The 11996-nt window shown below is 54.5% G+C and carries 7 protein-coding genes; 3 read left to right on the forward strand and 4 right to left on the reverse strand.

What is annotated here, in order from left to right:
* Positions 1–97 precede the first annotated feature (97 nt).
* Both F0P96_RS06265 and F0P96_RS06270 read left to right on the forward strand, forming a co-directional pair.
* Entirely contained in the window at positions 98–1435 is a 1338-nt protein-coding gene (locus tag F0P96_RS06265) for a hypothetical protein (RefSeq protein ID WP_151077963.1), read from the forward strand.
* Positions 1436–1565: 130 nt separating this feature from the next.
* On the forward strand, positions 1566–1874 hold the full coding sequence (locus F0P96_RS06270) for a hypothetical protein (RefSeq protein ID WP_151077965.1): 309 nt from the start codon (positions 1566–1568) through the stop codon (positions 1872–1874).
* A 113-nt stretch (positions 1875–1987) separates the two neighbouring features.
* Here F0P96_RS06270 and F0P96_RS06275 read toward each other — a convergent pair whose 3' ends face one another.
* The 4 genes from F0P96_RS06275 to F0P96_RS06290 are packed head-to-tail and all read right to left on the reverse strand — an operon-like array spanning position 1988 to position 10996.
* Entirely contained in the window at positions 1988–5017 is a 3030-nt protein-coding gene (locus F0P96_RS06275; protein ID WP_151077967.1) for a type I restriction endonuclease subunit R, read from the reverse strand.
* A gap of 20 nt (positions 5018–5037) precedes the next feature.
* Entirely contained in the window at positions 5038–8403 is a 3366-nt protein-coding gene (locus F0P96_RS06280; RefSeq protein WP_151077969.1) for a sacsin N-terminal ATP-binding-like domain-containing protein, read from the reverse strand.
* Between the two features lie 17 nt (positions 8404–8420).
* Positions 8421–9527, reverse strand: coding sequence for a restriction endonuclease subunit S (locus tag F0P96_RS06285; RefSeq protein ID WP_151077971.1), 1107 nt, complete (start codon positions 9525–9527; stop codon positions 8421–8423).
* Entirely contained in the window at positions 9527–10996 is a 1470-nt protein-coding gene (locus F0P96_RS06290) for a type I restriction-modification system subunit M (RefSeq protein ID WP_151077973.1), read from the reverse strand. The genes F0P96_RS06285 and F0P96_RS06290 overlap by 1 nt, the downstream gene beginning before the upstream one ends.
* A 142-nt stretch (positions 10997–11138) precedes the next feature.
* Here F0P96_RS06290 and tcmP point away from each other — a divergent pair, with 142 nt between their 5' ends.
* A complete protein-coding gene (gene tcmP, locus F0P96_RS06295) occupies positions 11139–11993 on the forward strand; it encodes a three-Cys-motif partner protein TcmP (RefSeq protein ID WP_151077975.1) in 855 nt (284 codons plus the stop codon).
* The last annotated feature ends 3 nt before the right edge of the window (positions 11994–11996 follow it).

Below are 11996 nucleotides of genomic sequence, written 5' to 3' on the forward strand. Positions count from 1 at the left end.
AATTATAAATAATATTTTAACCAAATAAACTTTTGGGCTTAATGTATTACAAGGAAGGTCAAAACGCTACGGCGACCAACCCTTCACTTATTTCATCATGTCCCTTTTGTTTGAACCTCGGGATGTAAATTTCAACGAATTGCTTCACCAGAAGTACGGTAAAACTTACACTCAGAAGCACAAGTGGAAGTACTATCACTTGTACACCCTGCTGCTAAAAAAGAGCCTGTATAGCAACGATATTTGGCATGCCATTTCCTCCACGGCACTGCGCGACCTGTACGGTCGCTCCGGTGCGCGTGGTAATGAAAAATGGGTTTATCGTCTCATTCGCGAGGACTTGAAAAGCTGGAACGTCATCCTGTACCATACCGAGCAGGTCGATGTAACCAAACGAATTGCCCGCTACAAGATTTTGGATGAGCGGGTGTTGAGCGGCTATCATCTAGTGGATACAGTAGTTCCCCGGCGACATGCACCGCCAAAGCCGGCGCCTACCAAGTATGCGGGCATCCACGGCATGATTCAGCAAACCGCGAAAAAGCTTCGAGTGGATTACACCGCGGCGCTAGCCTTTATCGAGGATGCATACGCTCAAAGCTTATCGCTTAAGGACAAGCCTATCCAATGGAATGTCATTCAAAAGGGAAAGTGGTCGGCGTTCAGAAACCGCGTGGTGGACGCCTCGATTTACTCGCGCTGGCTTTGGCACCTTTATAAGCTTGACAGGGGCGCATACGGCTTCAAAGTGGACCTCGGCAATACCAACCGGGTGTTTTACCTGCTCACGCAGATTCCCAGCCATTTGCGGAAATTCATGTTACTCGGGGGCAGACACCTTGTGGAAATAGATATTACTGCCGCCCAGCCCCTCCTGTTCACGAACATGGTGCTGGCGTACTGCCGCCAGCAAGGCATTACGGCAATCCCCGACGACGTGCGGCGGTGGAAAACATTGTGCGAAGAGCCCGACCCAGATAAAAGTTTATACCCGGCGCTGCATTCGCTTATGGTTGGTGCCCAACTCCTGTTGGATTCGCACCTGCGGTTCGACCCGTTAACCAAGAAAGCATACCGGGTGCGGGAGTACACAAAACTTTTTAAGGCAGAATTTTTCGCTAAAATATTTTTTGACGAAGACAAACGGACCCAAATGCGCCGTGTTTTTGCGGAGGCATTCCCCACTGTTTCCGCTGCCATAACTCATTTTAAACGAGGAGACCACCGCAACTTAGCGTTAGCGCTGCAGCAGATGGAAGCTGATTTAGTCGTCGGAACGGTCTGCGCCCGGCTCTACGCGCAAAATATCAGGGCGCTTCCTGTTCACGATGCACTGTACGTCCACGCTGAGCATGTAGAAACCGTGGTCGATGAGATAAAGAAAGCTTTCCAAGATATTAACCTCTGCGCACGGATGAAAATAAAGAATATGTAGAAATATATTGTTACAAAACAAACCCGCGACATGCAGCATAATAATCCTACATATCAATAATCAACATTTTTGATTGAAGAATAAAAACAAATATCAACTTTTATTATACAATATTTAAAACCATAAAATCATGGAAAAAATAAACTCATATAAAAGATTGGTAGATGTGCTGCTTGCCGCTTCTATGAACGGCTGCGACGCAGGTATATCGACCGAGCCGGGGGGACTCCACGCTGGTTACATGTTGCTCATTATCGAATTCGCTAACGGTCCGAGCAAGGATTATCTCGTGAACATAAATTTGCTCCCTGCGATGGAAGCAATCTTTGCTTCACCTATAGAAAATCGTGCTCCCGGTTTTTGCAACCCGCTCCGAATGACTGCAACCGTACAGCAAGAGCTTAAAAGGCTAAAAAATAGCAGTGTGCCCCAACCCTAACTCTCTCGCCAAGCTCAGCGCTTCAGTAGACGACTAAATGAAAGCCCCGACATCGAGAGACGTCGGGGCTTTCTCATGGTATGGCTGCCGCCTGCAAAATGGTTGTTTTCGCATTAATAATACTGCTCCACGTACTGATACGCCTTCTCGAACAGTTCATGGTCCTTGTGAAGCTGGTACTTGAGCAGCGCCTTTCGCAGCTCGCTACGCACCAGCTTCTTCCCAGCTTCGGTGGTCTGCCAGCTTGGGAAGCGAACCTTGCGCACGATTTCGTCAATGTCCGTGACGATGCGCTCCACGATAGCGGGCGTTTTATCAGTGCGAATTTCGAGGAACAGCTCGGTCAGGGCGGACTTGGCGTTTTGCTGCTCGGCGACTGGGGCTTCGACGTTTTTCTCGGCTTGGAGAGTTTCGGTTGCTAGCTGGCACAGCTCCTTGATGAACTCGATGCTGCTTATTAATCCTTGTTCGGCGCGGGCGCGCACCTTTTCTAGCCGCTCACTGAGGGCGAGGAATTCGGGGCTGCTGTGACGCCCAAGACGCCCGGCGATAAGCTTTGCCAGCTTTTTCGCCTTCTTGGGGTCTTTGGCATTCATCAGGTCATCGATGACATCGGCGTTAAGCACCATTTCCTCCATATCATCGTGAACGCCGCTTACGTGGACGTGCTCATGGATGAGGCGGGTGGTTTCGGCACCAAGGGCAAACCATAGCAAGCGTCCGTTATCGGAGGCAGCGGGGCGTACGGAGTCGTACACCTGCGACAACCACTTGTAATCCACCCGATACGGCGACAGAAACGGGTCTGGGCTCAGGGCTTCCCATATTTTCGACAGCGCCCCATAGTCGATAGCGAAGGCGTCGCGCTTCTCGTTTGTATCGATGCAGTCCTGCGCGGCTTCCAATCCCTCAAACCCTACCAACGTGCGGTCCACGCCGGGGAAATGCGAGAGGGCTTTGGCAAGTAAACTCGGCAGCATGACCTTGTACTCCGCCATGCTGGTCACCACGTTCTGCATGGTCTTCTCATCGAACGCCAAGGCTTTTGCCGTGTCATCGAAAGAGCCGAAATAATCAACGATACGCCCAAAACCTTTGTTCGGGAACAGGCGGTTGGTGCGGCAGATGGCTTGCAGCAGCGTGTGGTCCTTGAGGCTCTTGTCGAGGTACATGGTCTGCAGTACCGGCGCGTCGAAGCCAGTAAGCAGCTTTGCTGTAACGATGAGGAACTGCAGCGGGTGCTTGGGGTCCTTGAACTTGTTCAGCAGCTTTTCCTGCTGGTCACTGTTCATCGCCCATTGCTTTTTGAAGGCGTCCGGGTCGTTGGCAGTAGTGGAGATGACCACGGCGCTGGCTTCCGGAGAAAGCAATTTGTCCAGCTCTTCTTTGTACTGCACGCAGGCGTAGCGGTCCGGCGTCACTATCATTGCCTTGAAGCCGTGCGGCTCCACATGGGTCTGGAAGTGCTGCACGATGTCCTCGGCAATAGCGTGGACCCGTTGGGGGGCTTTCTGAAACTCGATGAGGTTGGCAGCCCGCTTGCTAAGCGTGTTTTGGTCGGCTTCGCTCAGGTTGGCGCGCTCCGCCAGCTCGGCAAATGCGGCATCCAGCTTTTCCTTGTCCACATGCACTTCGGGGAGACGCGGCTCGAAGTGCAACTCCAAGGTTTGCTTATCGGCAATGCTTTCCTGAAACGTGTACCGGGACAGGTAGCCGCCCTCGTCGGTTTCAGAGCCGAAGGTGGCGAAGGTGTTCTGGTCGCGCTTGTTAATTGGAGTACCCGTCAGCCCGAAGAAGAAAGCATTCGGCAGCGCCTCGCGCATATACACGCCTAAGTCTCCTTCTTGGGTACGGTGCGCCTCGTCGCAGAGCACGATGATGTTGTCGCGCAGGTTCAGGTTCTGGGGCGCATCCTGAAATTTTTGGATGGTGGTGATGATAACCTTACGGGTATCCTTCGCCAGTTTATCCCGCAGGTCTTGAATACTGTCGGCGGGCACCACGTTGGCAACCTCGGCGCTAAGGAACGTACCGCTGATTTGCTGGTCGAGGTCCTGCCGGTCTACCACAATGAGAATTGTGGGACTTTTCAGCGCCGCCAGGCGCCGCAGCTTCTGGGCGGCGAAAACCATCAGCAGAGACTTGCCGCTACCTTGAAAGTGCCAAAGCAAGCCCTTCCTGATGGTTCCATCCACCACGCGGTCCACGATGGCGTTGGCGCCCTCGTATTGCTGGTAACGTGCCACCACCTTCATCTTTTTCTTCTTGCTGTTAGTGGCGTACAGCGTGAAGTTTGCCAGCATGTCCAGCAGGGTAGCGGGGTTGAGCAAGGAGCAAAGCTGCTTGCCGACCTCCTTCATGCCCACGGCTTGCGCCAGTTCGTCGGCGGGTACGCCATCGGCAGCTTCCAAGCGCCACGGGCACCAGAACTCAAGCGGGGTGCGCACGGCACCGTAGAAGAACTCCTTGCCCTCGGTGGCGAAGCTCAGCACATTCGGCACGAACAAGGGTGTCACAGCATTTTCGTACACCTCGTGCACCTCGTATGCACCATCGAGCCATGTAACAGCGGGGCGGACCGGCGTTTTGGCTTCGCCCACCACCAGCGGAATACCATTCACGAACAGCACCACGTCGGGAATCTTGGTCTCGGTGCCGGTGCGGATATGGAACTGGTTGGTGGCGATGTAGTCGTTGTGGGTCAGGTCCTGAAAATCGAGCAGGCGCACCGTTACGTGCTGCCCATCGTTTCCGAAGGGCATACTCTTCTCCCCGCGCACCCATTTGGCAAACTCCTCGTTGGCACCCACCAGCCCGACCTCATGTACGGCGAGCAAAATGTTGCGCAGCTTGTAGATGACTTCATCGGCGCGGCTGGGCTGGGCGGCGATACTGGGGTTGAGCCGGATGAGGGCATCCTTCACATCGGCTTCCAGCAGCACGTCGGTTTCCTTGCGCTTGAGATGGTTAGCGGGTACGTAGCGCCACTGGCACGTTCCCGCGCTGGCGGCTGCTCCCGGCACAGCCCCGTAGGTAGCAGCCGGCTCGTGTACCTTGCCGTTACCGTTGCTGTTCAAGTTTACGCCCGTGAGCTTATGGATGATGGAATACTCGACGGTGTTGAGTTCGTTGAAAGAAGGCATAGTGGCGACCGGAGATACGACTAGAGAATAGCAGCCTTAATATCTTGGATTAGAGCGTCAAATGAGTTGCGACGTGCGTCGATGAATTCGTGGGTGACGAACACCTTGCTTTGATGCAGCGACGATACATCAAACCAAACGGGTGCATCAGTCTGGCTGTATAGTTGCTCGAAGTGCTCAATTTCTTTGGCAATTGGCTCCATCGTTGACTGCAAGTCTTTCACGTACACTAGCTCTTGCCGAACGTGTTCCGCAGTCACATCTTCGGCGCGACGGTCGCGCCCTACTACGCAGAGGGCAAAGGGCTCCTCGCCTTTAGCCGCCCGCTTTGCTTGTGATTGTGCCAGCCGAATGTGCTGCGGATTGTCCTTCTTGAAGGATTTTAGCTCTATGTAGAAGGCTTTATTGGTAGCAAGGTTGCGCACGGCAAAATCGTAGGAGCCGATACCGTGGTAATCAATTTGCGCTACCGTGGCTGTAGTACCCGAGCCGGGCTCTATGACAACTGTAACACCGGCTTCCATCAGAGCTTCCTTGAAGGCTCGCTCCATTTCTGCTCCGATGCTCTGCAGGAACTTGAAACTGGCAACGTCGCCTTCAAGGTTTGCCGCAAACTTTAACACTTGGTCCAGCACCGCGTCGCTGCTGGTGAGCTGCGCCAGTTTACGCAGCTTAGTTACGTCGGTGCCGGATTCAGTGATGGCAACTAAGTCGGCGATAGAATCGGCTTGACGCAGCAGTTTTATCACGTCGCTGCCCTTACCGCTCTTCTCGATGTTCAGGATGTAGAACATCCGCCCCGACTCCTCGTGAAACTGCGCCAGATATTGCTTTGCCAACGCCTGATGCACGTTACACCAGTCAATTAGCGTCAGAAGCTGGTCACGGTAGTCCATGTGCTTCCGCTGGTTGCTGATGCTGTCCACCTTCAGCATGATGTCGTTGCCCAGCTCATCGAATTTGTACGCGCCTTTTGGCAAGTTCAAGCCGATACCGTCCATGAGCAACTGCGGCATCCAACGGGGCTTCGACCGGTCAAAGGCGTGGAGCAATTCCAGCAGTTCCTCATCGAGCGGCTGGGTAGGAGTGCCGAAGTTGTACAGGTCTTTATAGGCGCAGAGCTTGCCTTCGCGATTGGGCACGATATTGCCAAACTCAAGCAGCGGTTTGAACGTGCCGCTCTCTGCCACAAACCGTAAGTAGCGCCCCAACAAGTTCACCGCGTCTTCCTCGTCGCGGTTCAGCGACGTTGCTAGCCCTGCTACCGTTTGCATATTGGAGATGCAGCCGTTCAGATGCAACGTCAGCAGTTGCGTGGCTTTGCCGGGGTCGAAATGCTTTAGGCTCTCAACGGGCAGGAAGTCTTCCTCGAAGTGCAGCAGCTCCTGTGCATACTTAAATAGCTGGCTCCGGAAGGTGGTATCGTCGGCGCTGGGCGAGGTTAGACGCAGTAGGTCAACGAGAATTTGCTGAGCGTCGCCACGGCGGAGGAATGCCGATTCTAACGTATCGCCGCTGTTCAGCCGTTCTTTCAGTACCCGGTTGATTTCGGCGGATGCCTCACGCAGCCCCCTGTCTTGGTGCTTGTAGCCGGGCAGTACGGTGTCACGCCGTGCCAATTCCTGCCGCCACGGCAGATTCAGCTTGTGCAGCACGTCCAGAATGGGTGCTGGAATCAATTCGTCGGCGCGTTCTACATAAAGCTTATCTAAGGGGCGCAACTCGCCGTGCTGATTGGGCACGGCGGCGTACGTCTTCAGCAAATCGAGCTGCTTTTGCTCTGCCAGATAGGCGTATAGCTCATTGAGCCAAACAATTGCTGCTTCTTCGCTGCCACCTTCTCTTTCGCTCATGGGCAGAGCCGCCAGTGTTTTCTTCTCCGCTACGAGGCGCAGTAGGTCTTCGAGCCCGAGGTGCAGCAACTTGCCCCAGCTCAGCATTTCTTCTTCAATGCCCAGCGCCTTTATCCACGGCGTGAGCAGCTCCCGGCGCGGCACGGCATCCTTGCCCAGAAAGCCTGCCGCCAGCTCCCACAGCGCCTCATTGTCTTCCTGCTTGGCATTGGCACGCAGGCGTGGGATACGCACGGTTGCCAGCACCGCCGGAACCCTGTCTTCGGTTTCCACGAGGGGCAGTTCCAGTAATGCTTTGCGCCACGTGGTTTGCAGGGCTTTGTACCACGCGGTAGTAGTCGCGTCGAAACTGGGATTTACTTCGGGAATACGGGTATTTGCCAGTACGAAACGGTTACGGGCGTTGTGCTCCAACAACCACGCGGTGAATTCCAGCGCCGCCACTTGCGCAGCTTCCAGCAGGGCGCGGTTTTGTGTGGGCTCCTCGCCTTTCCCATTCAGGAAAATACTGTCGCGGGGTTCGGTAGGAAAAAATTCGAAGCCGTTCAGGGCGAAGGGAAAGTGGAATTTCTCCGAGCCAATCAGCGGAAAGTCGCGGTAGAGCATGGGTTGCTCCCCAGTAGGCGGTACGAGGGTCAGCGACTCGAAATCTTCGACTTCCGCCAGCAGACGCAGTTCCTCGGTTTCATAGGCGACATAGTGCCGATAGTATATACTCCCCTGCTTGGCACTGTGGGTGGATACCGTGTACCACGCAATACGGTCTTCGGAGCGGTCCTTCGTGACTTGGTAAGTGTGCGTATCACCATCGGGCAGACTGACGCGCACCTTCTTTATCTTCAGATTCGGAATGTTGAGCAGCGTACCGGGGAGGGTGTGTACCAAGTCGGCGATGCCGGCGCGGGCTGCCTCGTGGTTTTCCTCCTCCTGCAGCACGTAGCAGAACTCGGTGTGCAGGTCAGCTTCCGTGCGGTCTTGCGCGTAGGTGGGCAGCAGCGGAAACTCATCCTCGTTGTGGTCCAGATAGATTATTCTGTCGAGCGATTCGCTGATGCTGCTGAGCAGTGCTTCGGACGTGGTACCGGAGCGGTCGAGGATGAGCTTGAACTGGCGGTGCTGGTCATTGGCGCGCTTCACCACGCCCCCCACTTCTATCACGTCGGCAAGCAGGTGGGTGCTGATGAAGCCCGTACCGAACTTACCGGTCACCTCCTCGTCGCTGCTGTCCGACGCCTTAGAACTGACCTGCTGAATCAAGCCAGTGATGTTCTCCACGTGGAACGGGTCGCCGTTGTGGCGGAAGCTCAGGCTTTCGGGCGTCAGCCGGATTTCGATGGTTACGCGCCCGAAAGCGTTGGTCACGTCCTTGGCATTCTGCATCAGCTCCCACACCCAACGCCGGTTGGAAAGGTGTGCGTTGTTGCGCAGGTTCTTCAGAATCTGGATGATTTTGTCCGCCGTGAGCTTGTAATTATTGCGGATAATACTTTTCTGAACGTCGGATATTTCGGGTTGGATAGGCGGGGTTGACATAGAATTAGAAGTGGGCGTTAGGCAGAGAAAATTTGGTTGATGAGCTGCGTTTTTACTTTGTCGGATTGGGATATTGAAGCCTCACAACCTTCGATTGTCTTATCGATACGCTTGAGTTTCAATTCAACTTCAGGTTGGTCTTCTTTCGGGGGCAGAAAAAGGCTCATCTCCATGAGCGTAGACTTGTTGAGCTTAGGTCTGGTAGACCCAGAAACGTAGTCGGAAATATCGCTGTGGTTGAAATATTCTTTCACCAAGTATCTGCTAGCATCTGTAATCCTCAGAACGTGGGCGTGGTTATTTACCCAGCATTTTTCGTCTACTTCGTATGCAATATCCAGATTTCTTGTGCTCAAGTTCTCACCATCCTCAGACACAAGGAGTATCGGCTCATTGTACAAGAAACCATCGACGTAATCCACTACCCCGCTTGCTCCATAATACGGGTATATACCCGTGCTACGGTCTGATTTCTTCACGGGCTTGCGTTTGCTATCCAAACAAACTGCGATTTGCTCGATAGTCACCTGCTCCGTCTGGGCAGGCTCAAATACCACACGCAGGGTCTCTTTTTTTGAAGCCCTTAATGAATCTAACACATTCCGTTGCTTCTCCCCTACCTCGTCCGCCGCCCAAAGCAATTCCGCCAGCCGGGCTTGCTGGTCGCGGGGCGGCAGCAGGAACTCTTCCACTTTCAGGTGTCCCCAGTTCACGGTAGGCGACAAACCTCCCACCGAAATATCAACTACCCGGTGCATAAATGCATCGGAATGCAAGAAAAAAGGGAACAAGCGCGGCTCGATAACATCGGGCTTGGCGCGGAGCACCATTGCGTGCGCGGAGCAGATGCCATCGAATGTGGCTACGGCAGCTTTACGCTGATAGGCACGGCGGCGACCAAAAATCACGTCGCCAGCATACACCAGCAGCTTGATTCCGTCCACATCGGCGGGAGTTCCTTTCCGTTTGATGTGCAAGGAGCCGGAGTCTAAGTGTTCCAGCCCCACATAGATTGTCAAGTCGGTGGCACCCGGTTCCACGCGCTTCGAGATATTGTGGGCTATTTCATCAAAACGGAAGGTTTGCCAGTCCGATTTGTCAAGGGTTTCGAGCAGATTGGGCATTAGGATTCGGAAAGCTCCGCGAGTAGCGCGGTAAGAGAAGTGCGTAGGCTGGTGGCACTGGCGGACCACTCCGCCACCGTTTCGGTAAGGGTTGAAGCAGCAGCGGCGGTACCGCGCACGTTCGAGACGTAAAAGGCAATGTTGAGCGAGGCGTCGCGGGCAAGTACATCCTCCATCGGCACCACCTTGGCAAAGCCCTCCACATCCTGAAAGTCCCGGTAGGTTTTCAGGATTTTCTGAATGTGGGTTTCATCGAGGTGGCTGATGGTTTTTTCGGTCTTCACCTCGTCCACGGCGTTGATGAACAGGATGCGTCCTTGCCGTTCTGCGGGCTTGCGGTTGCGGCACAGCAGCAGGCAGCTCTCCATCGGCGAATTGTAGAACAGGTTCGGTCCCAAGCCAATCACCGCGTCCACTACATCGGCTTCAATCATCTTGCGTCGGATGTGCGCCTCCTGATTGCGGAACAGCACGCCGTGCGGATGCAGCACCACCGAGCGCCCGGTGTCGGGCTTGGTGCTGAGCTGGATGTGCTGCTGGAACGCGTAGTCGGCGCAGCCTTGCGGGGGTGTGCCCCAGATGTTGCGCCCCCACGGGTCGTGCTGAAAGCCGGGCTGGTCCCAGCGTTTGATGGAGTACGGCGGGTTTGCCAGCACCACGTCGAACTGCCGCAGCCGGTCGTGGTGCAGCAGGCGCGGGTGGCTCAGGGTGTTGCCCCGCGCAATCTGGAAGTCCTGAATGCCGTGCAAGAACATGTTCATGCGGGCAATGGACGAGGTAATCAGGTTGATTTCCTGCCCGTAAATGCGCAGCGTGCGGTACTCCTGCCCTGCCTCCTTGAGCTGCAGCGCCGCGTTGAGGAGCAGTCCTCCGCTGCCGCAAGTCGGGTCATATATCGATTCCCCCGGCTGCGGGTCCATCAGCAAGGTCATCAGCCGTACCACCGTGCGGTTGGTGTAGAACTCGGCAGCAGTGTGTCCGCTGTCGTCGGCAAATTTCTTTATGAGGTACTCGTAGGCGTTGCCGAGTTGGTCCTGCGGTACGGCAGCCAAACTGAGCGTCTGCTGGGAGAAATGTTCAATGAGGTTGAGCAGCGTGGCATCGGACAGGCGGTCCTTGTTGGTCCAGTTCGCATCGCCGAAGATGCCGCCGAGCACATCGGGGTTAGCCTTTTCGATGGTGTGCATGGCAGCCAGCAGCGCCGCGCCCACGTCGGTCGTTTGAGCGCGCACATCGCGCCAGTGCGCCCCATCCGGTATCTGGAAGCGGTGGTGTTCGGCGAAAGTGGCGTAGTCCTTATCCCCTTCCGAATCCTTCATGGCTTGGGCAAACTCCTCGTCGTACACGTCGGAGATGCGCTTGAAGAACAGTAGCGGGAAAATATATTGCTTGTAATCTCCGGCGTCGATGTGCCCGCGCAGGTGAATGGCGGCACCCCAGAGGTACTTTTCGAGTTCGGTTTGGGTCATTGGGCAAGTATGGAAAGGTAAAGCTACCGCGCCGCTACCTTCTTACCAACCACTCCGTCCCCTACGCGAGCGTTCAGCATTGGAATTCTCGCTACCGGCGCTGTATCTTATAGCCTTGTTACTCTTGTAGAAGAATTGTTATATGAACGAATTCGGTGGTGTCTGGACCGAGGAGAAGATTGAGGCTTTCATGAAGTATGTGAAAGCGTACCTACAGGTGATGAAAAACCGAACCCACTTTCGGTTACTGTACTTCGATGGCTTCGCTGGGTCGGGCACGATAAGCCCCGATGAAGACCACGACCCAGAGCAGTTCATTCAGGGCGTGGCGACCCAAGTGCTGTCCATTACGGAGCCACGCGAGTTCGACGCGTATTTCTTCGTGGAAAAGAACCCCGAGCACGCGCAAAGCCTATCAGAACTGATAAGAGCCCGTTTTCCTGATAAAAGAGTGCGCGTAGTCGAAGGCGACTGCAACGAGAAGCTGATGCAGTTGGCTACGTACATGCGTAACCCCGAACGCATTAACGACCGCGCCTTAGTGTTCATCGACCCGTACGGGATGCAACTCAGTTGGAGCACCATCGAGGCGTTGCGCGGGGCGGAAATGGACGTTTGGATTCTCGTGCCGACCGGCGTAGCCATTGGTAGGCTTCTCAAGAACAACGGCGAGATTCAGCCGGGCTGGATGGCACGGCTGCAGGATTTTCTCGGCATGAGCCCAGAGGAGATAAAAGCGTACTTTTACCGCCAAGAAACGAGCCTGACGCTGTTTGGTGAAGAAACAGTCACCGTCAAACAGGACAAAGCCTCGGAACGTGCAGGAAGGCTGTATGGGGAGCGAATTCGGTCGGCTAACATTTTTAGGCATGTTTCTGAGCCATTAGTGCTTAGAAATTCCAGAAATGCTATCTTATATCACTTTATTTTGTGTTCCAATAATGCAACAGCACTGAGAATTGCTAACGATATTAACAAAAAAATGAACAGGAAATGACCC

The sequence above is a fragment of the Hymenobacter busanensis genome (assembly GCF_008727865.1).
Taxonomy (GTDB): Bacteria; Bacteroidota; Bacteroidia; order Cytophagales; family Hymenobacteraceae; genus Solirubrum; species Solirubrum busanense.

Bases quoted from the DNA above. Each gene is read 5' to 3' on its own strand.
- F0P96_RS06265 (WP_151077963.1), top strand. From the start codon at position 98: ATGTCCCTTTTGTTTGAACCTCGGGATGTAAATTTCAACGAATTGCTT.
- F0P96_RS06280 (WP_151077969.1), bottom strand. From the start codon at position 8,403: ATGTCAACCCCGCCTATCCAACCCGAAATATCCGACGTTCAGAAAAGT.
- F0P96_RS06270 (WP_151077965.1), top strand. From the start codon at position 1,566: ATGGAAAAAATAAACTCATATAAAAGATTGGTAGATGTGCTGCTTGCC.
- F0P96_RS06285 (WP_151077971.1), bottom strand. From the start codon at position 9,527: ATGCCCAATCTGCTCGAAACCCTTGACAAATCGGACTGGCAAACCTTC.
- F0P96_RS06290 (WP_151077973.1), bottom strand. From the start codon at position 10,996: ATGACCCAAACCGAACTCGAAAAGTACCTCTGGGGTGCCGCCATTCAC.
- F0P96_RS06275 (WP_151077967.1), bottom strand. From the start codon at position 5,017: ATGCCTTCTTTCAACGAACTCAACACCGTCGAGTATTCCATCATCCAT.
- tcmP (WP_151077975.1), top strand. From the start codon at position 11,139: ATGAACGAATTCGGTGGTGTCTGGACCGAGGAGAAGATTGAGGCTTTC.